This is a genomic window from Waltera sp. (assembly GCF_046969025.1).
Taxonomy (GTDB): domain Bacteria; phylum Bacillota; class Clostridia; order Lachnospirales; family Lachnospiraceae; genus Acetatifactor; species Acetatifactor acetigignens.
Genome location: NZ_JBKVQF010000005.1, coordinates 41,781 through 64,177, shown reverse-complemented (window position 1 = coordinate 64,177; position 22,397 = coordinate 41,781). Strand labels below are relative to the sequence as shown.

19 protein-coding genes, 2 tRNA genes and 1 pseudogene are annotated in these 22,397 nt (G+C 45.2%); 20 read left to right on the top strand and 2 right to left on the bottom strand.

From position 1 onward, the window contains the following. Nucleotides 1-6 precede the first annotated feature (6 nt). From ACLTOH_RS03785 to ACLTOH_RS03775, 3 genes are all read left to right on the top strand, one after another. Nucleotides 7-342 carry a YlbF family regulator gene (locus ACLTOH_RS03785; RefSeq protein WP_118503139.1) on the top strand — a complete coding sequence of 112 codons (336 nt, stop codon included), beginning with the start codon at nt 7-9 and terminating at the stop codon, nt 340-342. Nucleotides 343-424: 82 nt separating this feature from the next. Next, nucleotides 425-877, top strand: coding sequence for an endolytic transglycosylase MltG (locus ACLTOH_RS03780; protein ID WP_117465963.1), 453 nt, complete (start codon nt 425-427; stop codon nt 875-877). Nucleotides 878-897: 20 nt separating this feature from the next. Beyond that, the gene (locus tag ACLTOH_RS03775) at nt 898-1,566 is read left to right on the top strand and encodes an O-methyltransferase (protein ID WP_412223410.1); all 669 of its coding nucleotides are present in this window, start codon (nt 898-900) and stop codon (nt 1,564-1,566) included. Here ACLTOH_RS03775 and ACLTOH_RS03770 read toward each other — a convergent pair. Both ACLTOH_RS03770 and ACLTOH_RS03765 read right to left on the bottom strand, forming a co-directional pair. After that, the gene (locus ACLTOH_RS03770; protein WP_412223408.1) at nt 1,550-3,127 is read right to left on the bottom strand and encodes an ArnT family glycosyltransferase; all 1,578 of its coding nucleotides are present in this window, start codon (nt 3,125-3,127) and stop codon (nt 1,550-1,552) included. The two genes, ACLTOH_RS03775 and ACLTOH_RS03770, sit on opposite strands and share 17 nt — an antisense overlap. 17 nt (nt 3,128-3,144) lie before the next feature. Continuing rightward, nucleotides 3,145-4,722, bottom strand: a complete 1,578-nt coding sequence (locus tag ACLTOH_RS03765; protein WP_412223407.1) for an ArnT family glycosyltransferase — start codon at nt 4,720-4,722, stop codon at nt 3,145-3,147. A gap of 148 nt (nt 4,723-4,870) precedes the next feature. Between ACLTOH_RS03765 and ACLTOH_RS03760 the strand changes: the two genes are divergently transcribed. From ACLTOH_RS03760 to ACLTOH_RS03680, 17 genes and pseudogenes are all read left to right on the top strand, one after another. Continuing rightward, nucleotides 4,871-5,113, top strand: a complete 243-nt coding sequence (locus ACLTOH_RS03760; RefSeq protein WP_117465957.1) for a DUF6020 family protein — start codon at nt 4,871-4,873, stop codon at nt 5,111-5,113. Nucleotide 5,114: 1 nt separating this feature from the next. Further along, a complete protein-coding gene (locus tag ACLTOH_RS03755) occupies nt 5,115-6,356 on the top strand; it encodes a peptidase U32 family protein (protein WP_227732178.1) in 1,242 nt (413 codons plus the stop codon). A 26-nt stretch (nt 6,357-6,382) separates the two neighbouring features. Then, entirely contained in the window at nt 6,383-7,873 is a 1,491-nt protein-coding gene (locus ACLTOH_RS03750; protein ID WP_412195716.1) for a hypothetical protein, read from the top strand. A 76-nt stretch (nt 7,874-7,949) separates the two neighbouring features. Next, nucleotides 7,950-10,061: a glutamine synthetase III gene (locus ACLTOH_RS03745; protein WP_337417533.1), complete on the top strand. Its 2,112-nt coding sequence runs from the start codon at nt 7,950-7,952 to the stop codon at nt 10,059-10,061. A 423-nt stretch (nt 10,062-10,484) separates the two neighbouring features. Continuing rightward, nucleotides 10,485-12,596: a glutamine synthetase III gene (locus tag ACLTOH_RS03740; protein WP_412223406.1), complete on the top strand. Its 2,112-nt coding sequence runs from the start codon at nt 10,485-10,487 to the stop codon at nt 12,594-12,596. Between the two features lie 82 nt (nt 12,597-12,678). Beyond that, nucleotides 12,679-14,460 (top strand): hypothetical protein, encoded by a 1,782-nt coding sequence (locus ACLTOH_RS03735; protein WP_412223405.1) that lies wholly within the window; start codon nt 12,679-12,681, stop codon nt 14,458-14,460. A 104-nt stretch (nt 14,461-14,564) separates the two neighbouring features. After that, nucleotides 14,565-14,636: transfer RNA gene (locus ACLTOH_RS03730), tRNA-Gln, on the top strand. A 437-nt stretch (nt 14,637-15,073) separates the two neighbouring features. Next, nucleotides 15,074-15,379, top strand: a complete 306-nt coding sequence (locus tag ACLTOH_RS03725) for a Mor transcription activator family protein (RefSeq protein WP_191835435.1) — start codon at nt 15,074-15,076, stop codon at nt 15,377-15,379. Then, nucleotides 15,364-15,765 (top strand): annotated as a pseudogene (locus tag ACLTOH_RS03720) (DUF932 domain-containing protein); the annotation flags it as partial. The gene ACLTOH_RS03725 and the pseudogene ACLTOH_RS03720, both read left to right, overlap by 16 nt. A gap of 38 nt (nt 15,766-15,803) precedes the next feature. Further along, nucleotides 15,804-16,232: a tyrosine-type recombinase/integrase gene (locus ACLTOH_RS03715; protein ID WP_118503127.1), complete on the top strand. Its 429-nt coding sequence runs from the start codon at nt 15,804-15,806 to the stop codon at nt 16,230-16,232. 84 nt (nt 16,233-16,316) lie between these two features. Next, on the top strand, nt 16,317-16,646 hold the full coding sequence (locus tag ACLTOH_RS03710; RefSeq protein WP_118503125.1) for a nucleotidyltransferase domain-containing protein: 330 nt from the start codon (nt 16,317-16,319) through the stop codon (nt 16,644-16,646). Then, on the top strand, nt 16,643-17,059 hold the full coding sequence (locus ACLTOH_RS03705; RefSeq protein ID WP_118503123.1) for a HEPN domain-containing protein: 417 nt from the start codon (nt 16,643-16,645) through the stop codon (nt 17,057-17,059). Before ACLTOH_RS03710 ends, ACLTOH_RS03705 begins: the two co-directional genes overlap by 4 nt. Nucleotides 17,060-17,122: 63 nt before the next feature. Further along, nucleotides 17,123-17,191, top strand: a tRNA-Gln gene (locus ACLTOH_RS03700). A gap of 171 nt (nt 17,192-17,362) precedes the next feature. Continuing rightward, nucleotides 17,363-18,304, top strand: coding sequence for an ABC transporter permease (locus ACLTOH_RS03695; protein WP_118503121.1), 942 nt, complete (start codon nt 17,363-17,365; stop codon nt 18,302-18,304). Continuing rightward, complete coding sequence (locus ACLTOH_RS03690) at nt 18,304-19,197, top strand: carbohydrate ABC transporter permease (protein WP_118503119.1); 894 nt, start codon at nt 18,304-18,306, stop codon at nt 19,195-19,197. The genes ACLTOH_RS03695 and ACLTOH_RS03690 overlap by 1 nt, the downstream gene beginning before the upstream one ends. Before the next feature lie 105 nt (nt 19,198-19,302). Further along, nucleotides 19,303-20,880 (top strand): extracellular solute-binding protein, encoded by a 1,578-nt coding sequence (locus tag ACLTOH_RS03685; RefSeq protein WP_118503117.1) that lies wholly within the window; start codon nt 19,303-19,305, stop codon nt 20,878-20,880. A 75-nt stretch (nt 20,881-20,955) separates the two neighbouring features. Then, nucleotides 20,956-22,389 carry a family 43 glycosylhydrolase gene (locus ACLTOH_RS03680; RefSeq protein WP_412223403.1) on the top strand — a complete coding sequence of 478 codons (1,434 nt, stop codon included), beginning with the start codon at nt 20,956-20,958 and terminating at the stop codon, nt 22,387-22,389. The last annotated feature ends 8 nt before the right edge of the window (nt 22,390-22,397 follow it).

The following is a 22,397-nucleotide window of genomic DNA, read 5'->3' as shown; positions in this document are numbered from 1 at the left end:
AAGCAGATGAAGATTACATCGGACGAAAATGTAAATCAGGCTGTAGAGCAGATGGTACAGGCGATTCGTAATACCGACGCTTATCTGGAATATCAGAAGCAGCTGGCCCGCGTGAAGGAGCAACCGGAACTTAAGAGACAGATCGATGAATTCCGGACCAGAAATTTTGAATTGCAGACCAGCAAGGACACCAACTTTGATAAGCTGGATCAGTTTACCAGAGAAAACGAAGCTTTCCGGGAGAATCCACTGGTGTCGGATTTTCTGGCGGCGGAGCTGGCATTTTGCCGTATGATGCAGGGGATCGGACTTTACGTTACCGATCAGATGCATTTTGAGTGAGCAAAAGGAAAGTCTCGAAGAGACGATTTTGCGAATGTATGGATCGAAATGCGGATTACTTGGATAAGAAAGGACAGAACACATGAAGGCAGCAAATTTGGCAGGTGCCGTATTGGGCGCTATCTTAAAAGTGGCATTTGCAGTGATCGTGGTATATCTGGTGTACACCGGAGCGTCTACATGCTACGACTATGGTTATCGTATTTTCACAGAACCGGCGGTCTCTGCCGGAGAGGGACGTAAGATCACAGTAACCCTGACCTCGGACATGTCCGCAACGGAGATTGGCACAATTATGCAGGAAAAGGGCCTGACACGTGACAGCAGACTGTTCGCATTACAGTATCTGTTATCTGAGAATAAGAAGGACTGGCAGCCCGGAACTTATGAGCTGAGTACTGCCATGACCGCAGAGGAAATGATGGAAGTCATGGCCGGACAGACGGAAAGCGCAACGGAAGAGACAGTGGAGACTATAGACAACGGCAGTGCGATTACCGGTGAGACACAGGATACCACTGCAGTTGCACAGTAAAGTGTGAAATGAGGGACAGTATGATCATAGACGAGAGAATGTCCGCGTTTATCGATTCCCTGGACAGCGGGAATCCGGCGTGGCTGAATGAGATTGAAAAATTCGCTCTGGAGACACAGGTTCCCATCATACGCAGATCCATGCAAAGTCTGCTGAAATTTTTGCTGAAATTTACAAAGCCGAAGAGCATCCTGGAAGTTGGGACTGCTATCGGCTTTTCTGCGTTACTGATGAGTGAATATGCACCGGGGGATTGTCATATCACGACGATCGAAAAATATGAGAAAAGAATTCCTATCGCAAAAGAGAACTTCCGTAAGGCAGGCAGGGAAGACCGGATCACTCTGCTGGAGGGTGATGCTACGGAGATCCTGCGGGAACTGGAAGGCACCTATGATGTGATCTTTATGGATGCGGCGAAGGGACAGTACATTCATTTCCTGCCGGATATCTTACGCCTGTTGGCCCCCGGCGGACTGTTGATTTCCGACAACGTATTACAGGACGGTGATATCATAGAATCCCGTTTTGCCGTAACCAGAAGGAACCGGACCATTCATGCAAGGATGCGGGAATATCTGTATGAATTGAAACATCATCCGGAACTGGAGACGGTGATCCTGCCGGTAGGTGATGGAGTGACACTGAGTACGAAGAAAGAGGAAAGCACGGTTACTCAAAATAAATAACATAATAATACGGGTATTCCCAGGTCTGGTAAGCCAGTCCGGACTCTGACAGATTCTGCAGGAATTCATTGTTCTTTTTGTATACCACATAGACGGAAGAAGGACTGATCTTCGTGGAATAGTCGGTGAGAAAATGATAAGTGTGTATACCGTCGGTAAAGGTTTCTTCATCCTGAGTATCATAAGGAGATGCGGGATAATAAAAGAAGAAAAACTCCTTCATGTTGACCAGATCCACATAGAGATCCGCATAATCCAGGTTGAGATTCACATCATCCACACACTCCCGGAAGGAGATGGAATACAGATAATTCGGGCAGACGTCGGTCATGGTATAGACCCGGAAATAAAAGCTGCAGAAAGAGATGCACCATAAGAGATAACCGGCGGACAAAAGGAGCATAAAGCCTGTGTGATAAGAGGACAGGAAACGGCAGCAAAGGAAAAGTCCTTTTATCAGGAAGAAGAGATAACAGATAAAGAAACTGTTAGCCCGGTAGACATAGCCGGATCCGGACAGACCAATGGTGATGAGACCGCTGAGAAAGAACAGCAGATAGATACTGTCGGCCTGAAAAGTCCGCTTGTACAGAGAGACAAGAAAACTGTAAACTGCACCGATAAATCCCAGAACAATAAAAGGAATGGATAAGGGATAAAGCGTGTAAAATTTAGGTACGGCATCTAAACGGTAGGAACCACATGTCAAGGTAATCTTTATGATATCTTTTATATTTTCCCAGAAAGAAGTGACTCCCACATCGGACATGCGCTCGGAGGCGATGGGAGATATGGTAAGCCCCAGAAAATGAATGGTTTCCCAGTGGAATAACAGGGAGCATACAAATAATATTACGGGCAGAGCTGTAATACATACACATGCAGCCCAGAGCAGAACCCGGCGGAAGGATATTTCTTTCGTGTATAGCAGATACAGGGAAATGCAGATCAGAAAAATAGGGATCAGGAAGTAACTCAGTGCATACGAATACATCGTGATACCAAAAAAGACTCCGGATAATATAAGGTTCCGAAGGGTCTTAGTCTGTGTGAAACGGATGAGAAACAGCAATGCTACAGCTGAGCAGCACAACATAAGATTACAGTCCAGGGCAAAACGGGCGGACATGATATAATAGGGGCAGACTGCCAACAGGAAAGCAGCAGCAATACTCCATTTTTGATCATCGAACACCAGACGGATACTTTTGGTCCCGACAAAAAACAGCAACAGGCTTGCAAGGACTGCGGGAATTTTGAGAAGCGTAAGAGACAGGTTGCCCTGTCCGACTGTCCGGATCAGCAGAGCCAGTAAGTAGGTATAAAGAGGACTCTGACCACCATAAAAATTCTGAGGGTAAAAAGGGCGTACATTGAGATACCGGTCGGTTCCGTAATGAGCCAGACACCAGGCATTATAACCCAGTCCTGCTTCATCGATATGAAGAACGTCAGGCAGGCTTTCCAGACGATAAACGCGCAGGAAGACCGCAATGAGAAACAACAGCAGGAGGGCTGCGGAATACCAGTATTTTTTCACCAGAGATTTCAGATCCTTCATTTGTGGATACCTCGCAATCAATCAAAATAAAATAAGTAATACGGTGAAAATTCTACCGTATGGCAGGAAAGTCCGGAATCGTTCAGATAAGAAATAAATTCCTGATTTTCTTTGCGGACAATGTAGGCTGCGGAAGGAGAGAGCGGAGTGGAAGCATTCAGTATATAATGCTTGGGGATTTCATCGTCTTCTTCCCGGGCGGACAGGGGAACGCGCTCATAAGGAGAAATAGGATAATAAAAATACAAAAACTCCTCTACATCAACGCAGTCCGCATAGATTTCTTTATCCCCGAGATTTTCGTCAATATAGGTGACAATGTCGGAAATATCGGCAAAATAGAAGGAATTTGCATAGGTATGCAGATCCAGCACGGAATATATAGTGTAATAGTAACGCATAAACGAAGCAATCCACAGCACATAGCCATAAGCCAGAATGCTCAGAAATGCTTTCCGGTAAACGGTAAGAAAATCGCAACATGCCCGGATACCACGGAGAAAAAAGAACAGATAACAGATATAGATGCTGTTGGCACGATATAGATGATCTGTAGGTGTCAGAGCAACCACAAAGGAGCAGCTGATGAAATAGAACAGATATACTGTGCCGGAATGAAAACAGCGTGTCCGGAAGGAATTTCCGAAGTCATAAACGGAACATAACATTCCCAACAGGATAAAAGGGATGGAAACCGGGTATAAGGTATAGAATTTATCCACGGAATCCATAGGATAAATACTGTATGTCAGAGTGATCTTAAGGTTGTTCCACAGATTTGCACCCAATGAGGAAAAAGAAATTTCATCCATGCGGTTGCCGGAAATAGGAGAAATTGTAAAGCCGAGAAAATGAATAGGCTCTGCATGGAAGAGAAGTGTGTAGGTAAAAAGGATCACGGGCAATGCCGTAATGCAGACACTGACCGCCCACAACAGTATTCTGGAAAACGTGATTTTTTTATGGTAAAGCATGTAAAGAGAGATCAGAACCAGAAAAATAGGTATGATCAGATAACTCAATGCATAAGAGTACAAGCTGATACCGAAGCAGACTCCGGACAGAAGTAAAGTATGTAGTTTTCCTGTTTTCAGATACAAAAGCAGTACAAGAACAGAACAGGAAATGCAGCACAACATCAGATTGCAGTCCAGGGCATAACGTCCGGACATCACAAAATACGGGCAGAAACACAGAAAAAGAGCAGCAGCGAGGGTGATTTTTTTATTATCAAAGATAAGGGACATGCTCCTGGTGCCGGTGATCCACAGAAGAAGACTGGCAAAGGCAGCAGGAAATCTTACCAGAAAAACGGACAAATTCCCCTTCCCGAAAAACTTGATCAGCAATACGACAAGGTAAGTATAGAGAGGGCTTTGGCCACCGTAAAAATTCTGCGGATAGAAAGGCAGCACATTGAGATAACGATCGGTACCGTAATTGGCCAGACACCAGGAGTTATATCCAAGAGCAGCTTCGTCTATATGTAAAACATCCGGTAAAACGGTCAGTTTATAGAATCTTAAAAATACTGTGACACAAAACAGAAAAAGTAATGTGATCTGATACCAGTTTTGTTTGCATAAATTCTTCATCTCGTGTATCCTTATATATTATGATGTCGGGGTCAAAAGCCCCCGACTTTGATGCCTACGGATTGTTCCGTGCTACGCACTCCCACAATCCTACCCAATATTCGCATATCGTGGGATTATCATCCCACTTTTCCCGCTGATCTCCCTGTTGTATAATGCGGGATTTCACGGATACCTGCTGCTGGGATATGTGGTGTATCTGCTGGGATCGAAAAAGGGAAAGCGGATTTTGCTGATAGTACCCACACTGCTGGTGTTTGCGGTATGCATTCTTTCCCCGGTCAACGGAGAACTGCGCTATATGCTGCCGGTGATGATAATGCTTCCGCTAAATCTGACATGGTGTGCTTATCAGGAAAGAGAATCTGTTGCAGAAAAAGAGGAGAAATAAAATGACATATAAAAAACCGGAACTTTTAATCCCGGCCAGCAGCCTGGAAGTATTAAAAACGGCTGTTATTTTTGGCGCGGATGCTGTTTATATCGGCGGAGAAGCTTTTGGACTGCGGGCCAAGGCAAAAAATTTCAGCAGTGAAGAAATGGCGGAAGGAGTTGCATTCGCCCATGCACATGGAGTGAAGGTTTATGTGACGGCCAATATTCTGGCGCACAATTATGATCTCGAGGGAGCCAGAAAATATTTTGCCGAGCTGCGGGATATGAAGCCGGAGCAGCCGGATGCGCTGATCATTTCCGATCCGGGAATGTTCATGATCGCCAAAGAAGTCTGGCCCCAGGTGGAGGTGCATATTTCCACGCAGGCCAACAATACCAATTATGAGACATATCTGTTCTGGTGGAAGCTGGGAGCCAAAAGAGTGGTGTCTGCCAGAGAACTGTCACTGGTAGAGATCAAGGGAATCCGGGAGAAGATTCCTGCGGAAATGGAGATTGAGAGTTTTGTCCACGGGGCAATGTGTATCTCTTATTCCGGCAGATGTCTGCTGAGCAATTTCTTTACAGGAAGAGACGCCAACAGAGGTGCCTGCACACATCCCTGCCGCTGGAAATATGCGGTGGTGGAGGAGACTCGTCCCGGAGAATATCTGCCGGTCTACGAGAATGAGCGGGGGACATATATTTTCAACTCCAAGGATCTGTGCATGATCGAACATATTCCGGAGCTGGTGGAGGCAGGAATCGACAGTCTCAAGATCGAGGGGCGTATGAAGACCGCATTGTATGTGGCAACGGTAGCCAGAACCTACCGGAAGGCCATTGATGATTATTTTGCCGATCCGGAGCTGTACGAGAAAAATATGGACTGGTATAAGGCAGAGATCTCCAAGTGCACCTATCGTCAGTTTACGACGGGGTTCTATTTCGGCAAGCCGGATGAAAATACGCAGATCTATGATAATAACACTTACGTGAACGAATATATTTATCTGGGAATTGTGGAGGCAGTAAAGGATTCTCTGTGCCGGATCGAGCAGCGGAACAAATTCTGCGTGGGCGATTCCATAGAAATCATGAAGCCTGACGGCACCAATGTACCGGTCACGGTGGAAGCTATGTACACCGAGGAGGGAGAAAGTGTGGACAGTGCACCCCATCCCAAGCAGGTGCTGTGGATAAAGTTATCCATGCCGCCGCAGGAATTTGATTTGCTGCGTCAGAAAAATGCTGATTGAGAAAGAGTGACCGGAGGTAACGCCTTATGAAAAGGGAAGGCAGAATTCATAAAGGAGTGTCCATAGGTGCCTATAGTATTCTCATCGCTTTTATGCTGTTGCTGTTGTGGACAGTACTCAGGTATCCGGGGAATCATCTGATCCCATGGCAGATGGCTCTGGGGGTGGCGGCTGCTACAGTGTTGCTGCTGGCGGCCGGTGCGGCATGGAATAAAATATATACGGTGACAGGCCGGAGAAATTCGCTGTATGCCGCAGCGCTGGTATTGTTTGGGGTGCTGCTTTATGTGGTTTCATTGAGCCGGCAGGGGAATGAGAATACTCTGCTGGATTACACCTATGTCTATCGGGATGCTCTGAATCTGGCGAACGGGAGAGAACTGGAAGACACCAATTATTTTTTGACCTATTCGAATAATCTGAAGCCGATGCTTTTGCTTTCCGTTCTGTTTCGGATGGCATTGCTGATGGATGTGTCCCCGTTTTATTTTGTTTTGCTGCGGAATGTAATTCTGGTGATGCTGGTGGCATGTGCCTGTGGTTATCTTGCGGAACGGAATGGGGATACTTGCTGGAGATTTCCGATCCTGCTTGCCTTTGTATTTCTGCTTCCGATGTGGGAGATGACTGCCGTGTTTTATACGGATTCCATGAGCTTCGGTATGGGAATCCTGGGACTGGCTTTCCTGAAATTGGCGGCAGCATCCAGGGGGAAGCGCCGGCAGATCCTGTGGGCGCTGCTTGCGGCCGGTATGGCAGTACTGGCAGGCACATGGAAGATCACAGTGATCATACCGCTGATCGCATGCGCTGTGATCCTCTTGTGGCAGAGAGTGTCGGTGGACCGTCGAGTGACATTGCTGTTTGGAGGTTTTGTCGTGATTCTGGGAGTGGCTCTGCAGCTCTGGGCCAATTCCTACGAGATCACAAAGGAAGCATCTGAAACAGCCAATCCTGTGATCAGCTGGGTGGCACTGGGAATGAAGGAAGACGGTTCCTGGACCAACAACAGAGAGTTTGTGGATCATATGTATGAATTTTCCACCAGACAGGAAAAACAGCAATACAGTATGGAATATATTCGCGAAAACAGATCGGAATTCTGGAATCCCGTACATTTGCGCAAAAAGGCAAGCTATAATTTTGCCAACGGAAATCTGGGGGCCAGTGCATTTTTGAACGTGGAGTACAGCGATGGAACCCTGCTCTGGGAAATGTTTTCGCCCTGGGGAAAATACTACTGGCGCACCTGTCAGTATTGTTTCTGCTACCTGGTGTCCATGTATGTGCTGTTACTGATCGGAATGATCCTCAGCCTTCGCAATATTATCAGAGATCAGGAACCACCTGTAATGTTGATGATCTGTCAGTTGGGATTTATCGGTATCGTTGTTTTTTTAATGTTCTGGGAAGCCAGTGGAAGACAGATGTACAATCAGATGCCCGGAATCCTGCTGGGAAGTGTTCTGAGTATAGAGTATTTTTGGAAAAACTTATCACTAAAACCTCGAAAATAATAATTGACCATTATAACGCACATGTTGTACACTGTATTCGATATTATTTTATTGTATACCGAAGGGAAGTAGGGACATGCGCGAAGAATTGAATGTAGAGGAGCTTTTTGCCAGCAAGGTGTTTACCCTGGGCAAGATGAAAGAGAGGCTCCCAAAGAGTACTTACAAAGAAGTGAAGAAGATCATGGATCAGGGAGGAGAACTTTCCCTGGCAACTGCGGATGTAGTGGCAAGTGCCATGAAGGATTGGGCCATCGAGAACGGTGCCACTCATTATACCCACTGGTTCCAGCCGTTGACCGGCATTACCGCAGAGAAACATGATGCTTTTGTGACACATCCTGATGAGGATGGCCGGATGATCATGGAATTTTCCGGCAAAGAACTGATCAAGGGAGAGCCCGATGCATCTTCTTTCCCTTCCGGAGGCTTACGTGCTACCTTTGAGGCAAGAGGTTACACTACATGGGACATCACCTCCCCCGCATTTATCAAAGAGACCGCTACCGGTCCGACCCTTTGTATCCCTACAGCATTCTGTTCTTATAAAGGCGAAGCACTGGATAAGAAGACACCGTTACTTCGTTCCATGGAGGCTCTGAGCAAGCAGGCGATCCGTATCGTCCGCCTGTTCGGCAATACAGAAGCTACCAAAGTACTGCCTTCCGTTGGCGCGGAGCAGGAATATTTCCTGGTAGATTCTGCCAAGGCTTTGCGGCGTGAAGATATTATTTTCGCCGGACGAACCCTGTTCGGTGCTCCCGCCCCCAAGGGACAGGAGATGGATGACCACTATTTCGGTGTTATCCGTGAGCGTATCGGTGGTTTCATGCATGATGTCAATATCGAGCTGTGGAAGCTGGGTGTAACATCCAAGACCCAGCATAATGAGGCGGCTCCCGCACAGCATGAAGTGGCGCCCATCTACGAGTCTGCCAATGTGGCAGTGGATCACAACCAGCTGGTAATGGAGACTCTGAAGCGTGTGGCAGGCAAGCACGGTCTGCGCTGCATGCTGCATGAGAAGCCTTTTGCCGGAGTAAACGGTTCCGGTAAGCATAACAACTGGTCCATCACTACGGACAATGGTGTAAACCTTCTGGAGCCCGGCCAGACCCCCAATGAAAATATTCAGTTCCTGCTGGTACTGGCATGTATCATGAAAGCTGTAGATACCCATGCGGATCTGCTGCGTCAGAGTGCGTCCAATGTAGGTAACGATCATAGACTGGGCGGTTACGAGGCACCCCCTGCCATTATTTCGATCTTCCTGGGCGAACAGCTGGAGGATGTGGTGGCACAGCTGGTGGAGACCGGTAAAGCAGACAATCTGAAAGAAGGCGGTGTACTTCGCACCGGTGTATCCACATTGCCGGATTTTGTAAAGGATGCTACCGACAGAAACCGTACTTCACCGTTTGCCTTTACAGGAAATAAATTCGAATTCCGTATGGTGGGAAGCGAGGATTCCATCGGAAGCCCCAACACCACCCTGAATGCCATTGTGGCAGAGGCGTTCTGCGAAGCTGCAGACCGTCTGGAAGGTGCGGAAGATTTCGATATGGCAGTCCATGATCTGATCAAGGAATATATGACGGAGCACCAGCGTATTATTTTCAATGGCAACGGTTATGCCAGGGAATGGGAAGAGGAAGCAGCCAGAAGAGGACTGCCCAATATTCCTTCCATGGTAGCAGCAGTAGATACTCTGACTACTCCCAAGGCTATCCATCTGTTTGAAAAGTTCGGTATTTTCACCGAGGCAGAGCTGCGTTCCCGCGCGGAGGTACTGTACGAGACCTATGCAAAGACCATCAATATCGAGGCACTGACTATGGTGGATATGGCAAACAAGCAGATCATTCCTGCAGTAATGAAATACAGCAAGTCGCTGGCAGATGCTGTTATTGCTATTACGGAAGCTGGCGGAGACACCTACGTGCCTACCCGTATGTTGCAGCAGATCACACAGAAGCTGACAGAGATGGAAAAGGCATCCGAGGCACTTCTCGAGGTGGAGAAAAAGGCTTCCGCCATGGAGAGAGGCAAGGAGCAGGCATTCTGTTATCATGATGAAGTCATGGTGGCAATGAACGCACTGAGAAAACCTGCGGATGAACTGGAAAAGCTGGTAGACAAGAAGTACTGGCCGTTCCCGACCTATGCGGATCTGTTGTTTGAGGTATAGAGCACTTCAGAGATCGCTTCGGATGCAAAAGTAAAGCCTCGTAGAGGCGATTTTGCGAATGGAGTTCTGAATAGTTACAATTTTTTCAAAAAAGGTATTGCATTCAAAAAAAATCTGTTGTATAGTAATGAGCCATAGAGGAGCGATCCTCACAAGTTAATATTTTTCAATGCGAAACGAAGGCGTTTACACTAGGAAGTGTAGCGCCTTTTTTTGTTGCTATTCAGAGCCGTAACTATCGTACATCTTCGGCGAATGCTTGCATGCGCAAGAAGATGTAACGATAGTTATTCGGCGAAGTAACTTACATAAGCAAAAGGAAAGCATCGAAGATGCGATTTTGCGCATGTAAGTTCTGAATAGCAACTGTGCAAGTAAGTCGCAGGAAGCATGGAAAATAGCAAGAATAAGGAGGAAACGAAGATGAGTGAAGTATTAAACGTGGAAGAAATCTTTGGCAGTAAGGTATTCACTCTGGGTAAGATGAGGGAAAGATTACCCAAGAGCGTATACAAAGAAGTGAAGAAGATCATTGATCACGGCGGAGAGCTGTCTCTGGCCACCGCTGATGTTGTAGCAAAGGCAATGAAGGATTGGGCCATCGAGAACGGTGCCACCCATTATACCCACTGGTTCCAGCCTCTGACCGGTATCACCGCAGAGAAGCACGATGCATTCGTAACCCATCCCGATGAGTACGGCAAGATGATCATGGAGTTCTCCGGTAAGGAGCTGATCAAGGGCGAGCCCGATGCATCTTCCTTCCCCTCCGGAGGCTTACGGGCTACCTTCGAGGCAAGAGGCTATACTGCATGGGATATCACCTCTCCCGCATTCCTGAAAGAGGATGCAACCGGCGTGATCCTCTGCATTCCCACTGCATTCTGTTCTTACAAGGGTGAGGCACTGGATAAGAAGACACCGCTTCTTCGTTCCATGGAAGCAGTCAGCACACAGGCACTGCGTATCGTAAGACTGTTCGGCAATACCGAAGCTACCAAGGTCGTAGCTAGCGTGGGACCGGAGCAGGAATATTTCCTGGTAGACAGAGATAAATACTTAAAGCGTGAAGACCTGATCTTCGCAGGACGTACCCTGTTCGGTGCACCCGCACCCAAGGGACAGGAGCTGGAGGATCATTACTTCGGTACTATCCGCGAGAGAATCGGTTCCTTCATGAAGGATCTGAACATTGAACTGTGGAAGCTGGGTGTAACCGCCAAGACACAGCATAACGAAGTGGCTCCCGCACAGCACGAGCTGGCTCCTATTTATGAGACCGCCAACATTGCGGTAGATCATAACCAGCTGGTTATGGAGACCATGAAGAAAGTAGCAGGACGTCACGGTATGACCTGCCTGCTGCATGAGAAGCCTTTCGCCGGAGTGAACGGTTCCGGTAAGCATAACAACTGGTCCCTGGGAACCGATAACGGTGTCAACCTGTTGGATCCCGGCGATACTCCTAACGAGAACATCCAGTTCCTGTTAGTACTGGCATGTATCCTGAAAGCCGTAGATACCCATGCAGATCTGCTTCGTCAGAGTGCATCCGATGTCGGCAACGATCACAGACTGGGAGCTAACGAGGCACCCCCTGCCATCATTTCCGTATTCCTGGGCGAGCAGCTGGAGGATGTGGTAAAGCAGCTGGTGGAGACCGGTGATGCTACTCATTCCATCCAGGGCGGTAAACTGTTGACCGGCGTATCCACTCTGCCGGATCTGGATAAGGATGCCACCGACCGTAACAGAACTTCACCGTTTGCTTTCACCGGCAACAAGTTTGAGTTCCGTATGGTAGGTAGTGCAGACTCCATCGCCAGCCCCAACACCACTCTGAACGCTATCGTTGCAGAAGCTTTCTGCGAGGCAGCAGACATTCTGGAGAAAGCAGACGATTTCGATATTGCCGTACACGATCTGATCAAGAAGTACCTGACCGAGCATCAGAGAATCATCTTCAACGGCAACGGCTATTCCGAGGAATGGGTAGAAGAGGCAGCCAGAAGAGGACTTCCCAACATCAAGTCCATGGTAGAAGCTTCCGAGACTCTGACCACCGAAAAGTCTATCAAACTGTTCGAGAAGTTCGGTATCTTCACCAAGGCTGAGCTGGAATCCCGCGAGGAGGTTCTGTATGAAACCTACTCTAAGACCATCAATATTGAAGCCCTGACCATGGTAGATATGGCGAAGAAGCAGTACATTCCTGCAGTTATGGAGTATACCAGGACTCTGGCGGATACCGTACTGGCTGTTAAGAGTGCAGGTGCGGATGCAACCGTACAGACCACTGTACTGAAGAGCATTTCCGAGAAGCTGGCTGAGGCACAGGCTGCAGAAACTGCTCTGGAGGATAAGCTGGCTGAGGCAGCAGGCATCGAAGATCCCAAGAAGCTTGCTTTCTTCTATAAAGATGTGGTACATACCGCAATGGATGACCTGAGAACTCCCGTAGATGAACTGGAGATGATGGTTGACAAGAAGGTATGGCCGGTACCTGCCTATGGTGATCTGATCTTTGAAGTATAAACAGCATTGCAAAATACCATAATACGTTTCTCTCATTGTGTTGAATAAAAACGGGGCTTGCCGCAGGACGGTGGGCCTCGTTTTGCAGTTATGTATGTTTCTTGTCATTGCTATGGGGAAATTCCTGTGTTATGATAACTGCATGATGAAAAATATACTGAAAAATAAGAAATTCTGGAAAATTATCTGTATTCTTGCAATCATTGCATATACGGCAAAAAATTTATTTATTGGTGCAGATACGGACGAAGGCTATGGCATCATGGCGGGTTATCGTCTTGCCATGGGAGACCGGCTGCTGCTTGAAATGTGGGAACCACACCAGACTTCTGCCATTTTTACGGCGGTTTTTATCAGGCTGTTTGTGAAGCTGACAGGTGGAGTGAACTATCTGAACCTGTTTTTGCGGCTCGTATTTTTCCCAATCCAGGCGTGCGTCAGCGTCTTTCTGTATAAGACGATCCGCAGGACGGTGCCGCAGATGGATGAGAATGTGGCAGCACTGATGGGGCTTCTCTACTATGTGACAACACCCAAGTCCATTTTTATTCCGGAGTATTCCAATCTTCATAACTGGTTCTTTGCACTTATGGTGCTGTGCCTTCTGAGATACTTCGGAGCGAAGGACTCCGAGGGCAGACAGACAGCAGGAGAGCTGCGGTGGCTGGTGCTGGCAGGTATATTCATGACCTGTGATGTGCTGGCTTATCCAAGTATGGTACTGGTATTTTTGTGCTGCCTGGTATTTCTGCTGGTGCGCAGATCAGAGAAAAAATGGAAAGAACTCTGTGCTTATGTACTGCCCTGTGTGGCAAGTGCGGCAGTAATGTTTACATATCTTCTGAGTTATATGACACCGCAGAAAATGTTGGAGATGGCAGGCGAGATCCTGGGAGAGGGGTCCCATCAGACTACTGTGGGAGAAAAATTGTTGGGATGGGGGTCAAGCCTGGGAGAGATGGCCATGATCCTTCTGTGTGCCCTGCTGGTGTCTCTGGGAATCCGATGGTTTATAGAGAAAGTGTGGAAGAAAAAACTTCCCGGACTGCTACAGCTTCCGGGCATGCTGTTTTTCGTAATTGTATTTCTGATCCAGATCTGGTTCTGGCTGTTCAGTTCCTTTAATGCAATTTATCCGCAGCTTTTGCTGATGGCAGTATCCCTGACGGGATGTTATACCTATCTGCGCAGAGACAAGACGGAAAAGCTGTTCTATGAACTGATCCTGCTGGCATTTGTCAATTATTTTTCGGTACTTCTGTTGTCTAACTGGGGACCGATGCTGCTGGTCACCTATCTCATTATGGGAGCAGTGGCCGGACTGGTATGTCTGGGAGACTGCTGGCAGAAGGAAAACACCGCAGGAAAGAAGGCAATTCAGATCCTGTGCCTGATCCTTGTGCTTGGGAATGCATTTTCCTATACCTGGCTGATTCTGGGATCCCAGGAATATCATGCCTATGTGATTCAAAATGTGCGTGGCATCAACAGAGAGGGATTACGCGCCGGAATCCTCACGGATTATATGACTGCATACCGTTACAACAATAATCTGGCTGTATGGCCGGAGGCCGTGCCGGACGGCAGTACCGTGCTTTATGTGGGACCGTCCCAGTTCTATTGTATGCTCGGAGAACATAAGCAGGCATCCCCCGATACGATCTGCTCTATGATCTATGATGAGCGTCTGTTGGACTACTGGAAGATCAATCCGGACAGATATCCGGATGTGGTGGTATTTGAAAGCTGTTATGGAGATATTGCCCAGGAAGGAGAGAACAGCTTTATCTGGAACTGGTTGATGGAGGATTTTAAGCCTGCAGAGAGGAAGGATTACCCCTATATCACGGTGTTTATGCGATGATTTTACGGAAATTGTTCCAATTTCATATATTTTTTTAAATTTTTTTTAAATTAGGTATTGCAAAAAGGGAACAGATAGTGTATACTTCATCAAGTAAACGACATAGGGCTATCGCCAAACGGTAAGGCAACGGACTCTGACTCCGTCATTTCAAGGTTCGAATCCTTGTAGCCCTGCGAAGCAGGGGTTGACCTGCGAATAGGAACCTCAGTAGAGAAATCTGCTGAGGTTTTTTCGTGTCCGGAAAATATTGGATTTACAGGAATTATGAATAAGCAGATTTAGGAAGCGAGTAATGAAGCATTATAGAACGAGGCGGAAGATGTATACTGATTTCTGCGGAGCAAGCTGAAAATTTACTTATGGATAAGTCAATTCATAGGTAATGGTTTTGAGTAAAAAATGAATATGACGGTTCTAAGGGCAAAAATTTCGGTTTTTGCCCTATTTTGTCGAAAAAAAGTGAAAAAGACAAGGAGAAAATGCAACAGAATCTCAAATGAGAACACAATGAGGATACGCTATAATTTATCCTATGATAAGCAATACTCAATGATATTATCGGAATTGAGGTGGGATAAGACCAGATAATTTATGAGAGAAGGTAATGTACATGAACGATCAAAAAAGACACAAGGAGGGAGCAGCAGACATTTATAGAACCCTTATGGATTTGGTAGGACCGGAGGATACAGAACTGATATTTGAAGAGTTCCGTGGGCAACAGGTCACCTTTCCGAAGAGATTCTACAAGGCGGATTATGTAGCAGGAGAAGTGAAACGTCGTTATGATGGTACGAACCTGCAGGAGCTTGCAAAAGAATTTGATTATACGGACAGACATTTGCGAAGTAAAGATATGGCAAGTGGTTGTAATTGCTGGAACGAAAGGAGAGAAATGATATGGCAGCAAATGTAGAAACTATGTTTTACACAAGAGAAAAACCATGGCACGGATTAGGAATAAGGGTGGCAGAGGCATTGACATCCAAAGAAGCTTTAACGAAGGCTGGATTAGATTGGCACGTGGTGCAGAAACCGCTGACAACTTATGATGGAAGCCCGGTTCCGGGATATTTTGCTAATATTCGTGACAAAGATGACAAGCTTTTGGGAGTAGTAACAGACCGATATACCGTAATTCAGAATGAAGATGCTTTTGCCTTTACCGATGGGCTGTTGGGTGCAGGAGTTAGATATGAGACAGCCGGCAGTTTGTCGGAGGGTAGAAGAGTATGGATATTGGCTAAACTTCCCAACGAATACATTATCAGGGGTGACAGGATCAGCCCCTATATGGTGTTTTCGAAAGGGGCTATTTGCTGGAGCTTTGATAAAAGGTCATGCGGAAAAAGCTGTTTCTTAGCTTTGTTGATGCGTTGACAGTAAAGACTAGTCTTACAGATAAGGCGCTGGAGATACTCTGCTTGATCTATAAAGAATCGCCGTGTGTTGATATAGAGGATTTTGTCACTCCCACCAAAACGGGTGCGTGCAATACGGTAACCAACCTGGAACATCGAGCTGAAGCAATTTATCGAGCAGCAGATCTCGAGGAATTGGGAGGCAGTCTTCATGTACTTCGACGAACTTTGGCAACAGATATGTATGATAATGGAGCACCAATTAAACAGATTGCTTCTTACATCGGTGATTCTGAGGCTACTACAGAAAAATATTATATTGCTGTCAGAAAAAAGATTATTTCCGAGGGGAAGGTGACGCAGATTGTACCAGTACCTGTTCAAAGGCGGACACAGAAAATATCATAGGGCAGCCATTGAGAAAATGAGAGGCTTGTGGTACTATGATTATAGGAAACGGCACATATTATGAATGGAAAGAAGGTGTAGGTAATGCCGCAGCAACTTGAAAATTTATTGAAGATTTATCGGGAGGAACTGGAAAAGGTTACGGATGACAGAGTAAAAAAGGTTATTCTATACGGATCGTATGCGAGAGGAGATTTTCGCCCGGATTCAGATGTGGATGTCATGGTATTGGTGGATGCGAATGTGGACAATGTAAGCCCCTTGGAAAGAAAGATCTGCGATATTACTTATGACTTCAATAATGAGCATGAGACGGATATCATGCCGGTAGTGCAGAGCAAGGATCACTTCGACTACTGGAAGAATGCGGATATGTTTTACCGCAATGTGGAGAAAGAGGGGGTAGTTATTTGAACAAATCGGAATCGGAAGGAACTTTTGCGGATGTGGCAAGGTATAAATGGGAGCAGGCAAAAGATGACCTGGAAACCGCAGAAATCCTATTAGAGGCTGGAAAATATAAGGCAGCCAATAACAGAGCGTACTATTCCTGCTATCATGCGATAGATGCAGTATTGGCGATGGAGCCGATTGCATTTAAAAAGCACAAGGACACGTTGGGATACTTTAACAAAAATTATGTCAACAAGGAAATCTTCCCCAGAGAGATAGGAAGAAAAATATCCCGGTTGGAGGTTATCCGTCATAAGAGTGATTATGATACCTTTTATATTGCGAGTAGGGAAGATGCCCTGGAGCAGATCGACGTAGCAAAAGAAGTTGTCGAACTGGTGAAGGATTACTTGGTACAAAAAGGGCTGTTTTGAGAGCGATAGGTCAATTCATAGGTCAATTCCGAACAGGACAATCTGTGGAAGCCTTGTTATTACGGGAATAGCGCTAAAAAAGGCAACGGACTCTGACTCCGTCATTTCAAGGTTCGAATCCTTGTAGCCCTGCGAAGCAGGGGTTGACCTGCTAAGAAGACCTCAGTAGAGAAATCTGCTGAGGTTTTTTTGTGTCAAATTCTAAAAAAAACCATAGCAATCACTAAAATTCTCATATTTTCAAAAAAAACACAAATGTTAAAATGAAATCATTCCAAAAAGAAAGAAGACAGGAGTGAGTTTATGGGAAAAACAAAAATGAAAAGAACGGAGGCTGGATCCGGTAATTTAAAGGAGCATTTTAAAAGAAACTGGCCTTATTATGTGATGATGTTGCCTGGAATTATATATCTTGTTATGTTTAAGTATATTCCTATGCTTGGTAGCGTAATCGCATTTAAAGATTATTCTGCATATAAAGGAATTTGGGATAGTGCATGGTGTGGATTGACTAATTTTAAAAAGCTGTTTACATATCCGGATTTTTACAAAATCCTCAGAAATACGGTTGTTCTGGGATTGCTGAAGACTGTTTTGACATTTCCGGTTCCCGTCATTTTGGCATTGATGTTAAATGAACTACGAAATGCTAAGGTGAAAAAGGGAATACAGACGATTATTTGTATCCCATATTTTGTATCCTGGGTAGTGGTAGGAGGACTGGTATTCGATATTTTTGGCATTGGTGGACTGTTTAATAACGTAAGAGAATTTCTGGGAATGTCTCCCTTACTGGTAATGCAGAAAGAAAGCTGGTTTCGTCCTATTTATGTTCTTTCTACGATATGGAAAGAATCTGGCTGGGGTACGGTAGTATATCTGGCGGCAATTAGCGGAATGGATCCGAGTTTGTATGAATCAGCTTCTATTGATGGTGCGTCGCGATTCCAGAAAATGAAATTCATTACATTTCCTCTTTTAGTGCCTACGGTGCTTACACTTTTACTTTTGAACATCGGAAGCTTTTTAACACTTGGATTTGATCAAGTATATAATTTATACACACCAATGACTTATTCAGTGGCAGATATTTTTGATACGTATGTTTTCCGTGTCGGAATTCAACAGGCACAATACAGTTTCGCAACAGCGGTAGGATTGTTCCAGTCGGTAGTAGGTCTGTTTATGGTAGTTACTTTCAATAAAATTGCAAATAAAGTTTCAGAAGACGGAGGATTGTGGTAATGAAGGCTTATACGAAAAAATCACATGTACGGGAATCTGCAAACGATAAAATCTTTGGGTTTGTAATTAGCTTGATTCTAATATTGTTTGCCGTTATTACGGCCATCCCACTTATTTCTGAGGCTGCAGTATCCTTGAGCTCCAAAACGGCATCACAGATGAATCAGATTAATTTATTACCGGTAGGATTTACGTTTGATTCCTGGAAATATCTTTTTATGAAAGGAAAAATATGGATGCCTTTCTTGATTTCGGTTTCTTCCACAGTGTTGGGTGTGGCGATAGCATTATTACTAAATGTTTTAATGGCATATCCGTTGTCGAAAACAGAATTCCGACCGTCCAAATATATTATGTTATTTGTGGTATTTACTATGGTGTTTGCTGCTCCTAAAGTTCCTTATTTTTTGACGTTACGTTCTTATGGATTATACAATAATTACTGGGTGTTAATTCTTCCTCATATTATGACAGCGTATAACCTGATTATAGTCAGAACATTTTTCAAACAGTTTCCCCGGGAGTTGGAAGAAGCTGCAATGATTGATGGATGTGGAAAATTTCGTATTTTGCTTCAAATTGTGCTTCCGGCTTCGAAAGCTGTGCTGGCTACGGTAGGATTATTTTACGGAGTGACAATGTGGAACCAATATGAGCATCCGATGATGTTTATACAAAATATGAACCTGTTTCCTTTACAAATGAAGATTCGAACAATTGTTGACGGAGGTGGAGAATTACAGGCAGTTACCATGGCACAGACGGCAAATTATACATCCGCAACGCTCAGCGCAGCAGCGGTTGTATTTGCGATTCTTCCGGTTTTGGTCGCGTATCCCTGGATACAGAAATATTTTGCGAAAGGTGCAATGCTAGGGTCTGTAAAGGGATAAATAAAAAATAAAGAAACACAGAGTAAGAACTAAAAAGCCCATATTTCAAAAGAAATAGGAGCTGATAAAATAGAATTACCAAAAGAAAGAACGAGGTGGAAAGGTATGAAAAAAAGGTATGCAAAGAAACTAATGAGTGCAACGCTGGCATCGGTGATGGTGATGTCAATGTTGTCGGGGTGTGGAAGTGCTGATTCTAAGAGCACAGAAGCAACAGAACAGACGGCAGAGGCTTCTACAGATGAGGATATTGAAATCTGGAGCACCAACAATGGATACCTTCCGGTGGAAGCAGGAAGTGAACTGTATAATTTTTATAAAGATATCATAGGTGTAGGGATTGTACAGCCTTATGTAGAGTGGAATGGTGGAGAAACCTATTTGGAGCAGTTGAATCTCAGAATTGCTGCCGGAGATATGCCGGATATGTTTACTCCCTGGAATGGTGTAGAGACAGAATTAATTGCGAATGGAGCATTACTGGATCTGACAGATCTGTTGCCTGAAAAAGCACCTCATTTGTGGGAGAGCATTCCGGAGGATGTCTGGGACGCAGTAAAAGCGAATGATCCGACCGGGCAAAACCGCATCTATGTGATTCCGCAGGTTATGAGTTACGGAAGAAATGGCGCTATGATTCGTAAGGACTGGCTGGATAATCTCGGTCTGGACATGCCCACAACCCAGGAAGAGTTTGTAGAAGTACTCAGAGCATTTAAAAACGATGATCCCAATGGCAATGGGGTGGCAGATGAAATCCCTACAGGTGGTCGTGCAGAAGCAAGATGGATGGGACAGTTGTTTGGACAGTACGGAATTGCAATGTGGGAAGGATATCCTCAGTGGGATATTTATGATGGAGAACTTACTTACTCTGCAGTAACCAAGAATATGCGAGATTGTCTGGAGTGGATGTCCGGGTTATATGCAGAAGGATTGCTCGACCCAGAGACTTTTCTGAATGATAAGGCTGCGTGGGACGGTAAAATCAATTCAGGTGTAGTTGGTATTTGGGAACATTTGCCTCAGGAATGCTATAATTATGCGGAAAATATTTATAATGGTACCGGAGTAAAACCGGAAATCGCTGTATTACCTGCCATTTCAGCACCCGGATATGAAGGGTATTATACAATGCGTCAGATGAACGGCGGAGGATTTGTTGTAGCAAATACGGATGATGAAGCGAAGATTGACAGAATCATGAAAGTATTAGATGCTTATGGAAACCAGGATCTGTGGATGAAATTTTATAATGGTGTGGAAGGTATGCACAGTGAAGTGGTAAACGGGGAATCCGTTCGTCTGCCGGATGATCCATCCACGCAGCAGAATTTGGTATTAGTACCTTTCAACCAAATTGCAACCATTGATTTCCAAGTGAATGTACTGTCTTCCCAGTTAACAGATGACAGAGCATGGGCAGTATCTCAGGCAATTGAGAATGCTCAGGAAAACCAGAAATATGTAAAGAGTTTTGCTGGGGACGGTATGCCGGAATCGATTACTTCTGATTATCCGGATATTGCTAACCGGACTTTATATATTGAATATGCTACCAAGATTATCACCGGAGAATACTCCATTGATAAGTTTGATGAATTTGTAGAAAAATGGTATGCCACCGGTGGAACGGAAGTAACTGAGAAAGCAAGAGAGTGGTACGCAAAAAAAGCACAGTAATATTCTGCAAGAAGATGAGGAGTCCTGAGAGTTTATTTCCCCAGGACTCCTTTGTAGAAACAGGAGTACAAAAGAATGCAGAGCTATAATCCATATCTGCCTTTGTGGGAATATATTCCGGACGGAGAACCACATGTATTTGGTGACAGGGTTTATCTATACGGAAGCCATGACGGGTTTGGCGGAAATAAGTATTGCATGAACGATTATGTCTGTTGGTCTGCCAATGTTCATGACCTAAAGGAATGGAGATACGAAGGCATTATCTACCGGAGCAGCCAGGATCCAAGAATGCCGGATGGTAACAGACAAATCTGGGCACCGGATGTCGCAAGAGGCAAGGATGGAAGATACTATTTATATTATTGCCCGGACGGTGACGGAGAGGCAATCGGTGTAGCTGTATGCAATGAACCTGCAGGACAATATCAATTCTATGGAATTGTGCAGGATAAAAAAGGACAATGGATCGGAAAACGGGAAGGGGATATCTGGCAGTTTGATCCCGGTGTTTTTATAGATGAAGACAGTAAAATTTACCTGTATTCAGGAAATGGTCCAAAGACAGAGAAGGATATAGGGAAAACACCTAAAAATTCCTGTGTCATGGAATTAAGTGACGATATGCTTACAGTCATAGAAGAACCAAGAATTCTGCTTCCAATATTGGGAAAAGCAAAGGATACCGGATTTGAGGGACATGAGTTTTTTGAAGCAAGTTCTGTCAGGAAGATAAACGGAAAGTACTATTTGATTTATTCTTCTGTTCGGTCGAGAGAATTATGCTATGCCATAAGTGAAAAACCGGATCGTGAGTATCGTTATGCAGGAGTACTGTCCGATAACTCCGGCGTAATAGAAGAACAGGATAAGAACCGGATACAGATCATGTGGGGAAACAATCATGGAAGTATTGAGCAGATCAATGGTAAATGGTACGTCTTTTATCATAGACCTACTAATAAGACACAGTTTTCAAGACAAGCCTGCGTTGAAGAGTTAGTTATGTTGCCGGATGGCAGGTTTCAACAGGCAGAGATGACATCACAGGGATTCAACGGAGCTCCGCTGGAAAAAGGTACATATCCTGCGTCCATAGCATGCATACTGCATGGAAAATTAGAACCTGAGATATCCAGGCCGGACAGCAATGCGCAGCCCTATGTGACACAGGATGCTCCGGATAAAAATCCGGATGAAATACAAGATGAAAATGCAGCGCCCAAGCAATACATTACCTGCATAGAAGACGGAGGATGCGCAGGGTATAAATATTTTCAATTCGATGACCTGAAAAAGATAACGATAACGACCAGAGGATGCGCAAAAGGAGAAATCTGTGTTAGAATACAGGAAAAAGATAAGGAGATAGGGCGTATTTTTGTGATGCCGTCAGAAGACTGGGAAAAGAACCAAACTGATATAAAAGAATGGAGAGGTATTGGTACTTTGATGTTGGAATATTACGGACGGGGAATGTTGGATATGCTTGAAATCTCTTTAGAATAGAACAGCGA

Excerpts from the sequence above, each read along its gene's own strand:
- ACLTOH_RS03740 (WP_412223406.1), top strand. The coding sequence starts at position 10,485 with ATGAGTGAAGTATTAAACGTGGAAGAAATCTTTGGCAGTAAGGTATTC.
- ACLTOH_RS03715 (WP_118503127.1), top strand. The coding sequence starts at position 15,804 with ATGCGGAAAAAGCTGTTTCTTAGCTTTGTTGATGCGTTGACAGTAAAG.
- ACLTOH_RS03690 (WP_118503119.1), top strand. The coding sequence starts at position 18,304 with ATGAAGGCTTATACGAAAAAATCACATGTACGGGAATCTGCAAACGAT.
- ACLTOH_RS03725 (WP_191835435.1), top strand. The coding sequence starts at position 15,074 with ATGAACGATCAAAAAAGACACAAGGAGGGAGCAGCAGACATTTATAGA.
- ACLTOH_RS03695 (WP_118503121.1), top strand. The coding sequence starts at position 17,363 with ATGGGAAAAACAAAAATGAAAAGAACGGAGGCTGGATCCGGTAATTTA.
- ACLTOH_RS03755 (WP_227732178.1), top strand. The coding sequence starts at position 5,115 with ATGACATATAAAAAACCGGAACTTTTAATCCCGGCCAGCAGCCTGGAA.
- ACLTOH_RS03750 (WP_412195716.1), top strand. The coding sequence starts at position 6,383 with ATGAAAAGGGAAGGCAGAATTCATAAAGGAGTGTCCATAGGTGCCTAT.
- ACLTOH_RS03775 (WP_412223410.1), top strand. The coding sequence starts at position 898 with ATGATCATAGACGAGAGAATGTCCGCGTTTATCGATTCCCTGGACAGC.
- ACLTOH_RS03765 (WP_412223407.1), bottom strand. The coding sequence starts at position 4,722 with ATGAAGAATTTATGCAAACAAAACTGGTATCAGATCACATTACTTTTT.
- ACLTOH_RS03780 (WP_117465963.1), top strand. The coding sequence starts at position 425 with ATGAAGGCAGCAAATTTGGCAGGTGCCGTATTGGGCGCTATCTTAAAA.
- ACLTOH_RS03785 (WP_118503139.1), top strand. The coding sequence starts at position 7 with ATGAAGATTACATCGGACGAAAATGTAAATCAGGCTGTAGAGCAGATG.
- ACLTOH_RS03710 (WP_118503125.1), top strand. The coding sequence starts at position 16,317 with ATGCCGCAGCAACTTGAAAATTTATTGAAGATTTATCGGGAGGAACTG.
- ACLTOH_RS03770 (WP_412223408.1), bottom strand. The coding sequence starts at position 3,127 with ATGAAGGATCTGAAATCTCTGGTGAAAAAATACTGGTATTCCGCAGCC.
- ACLTOH_RS03685 (WP_118503117.1), top strand. The coding sequence starts at position 19,303 with ATGAAAAAAAGGTATGCAAAGAAACTAATGAGTGCAACGCTGGCATCG.
- ACLTOH_RS03745 (WP_337417533.1), top strand. The coding sequence starts at position 7,950 with ATGCGCGAAGAATTGAATGTAGAGGAGCTTTTTGCCAGCAAGGTGTTT.
- ACLTOH_RS03680 (WP_412223403.1), top strand. The coding sequence starts at position 20,956 with ATGCAGAGCTATAATCCATATCTGCCTTTGTGGGAATATATTCCGGAC.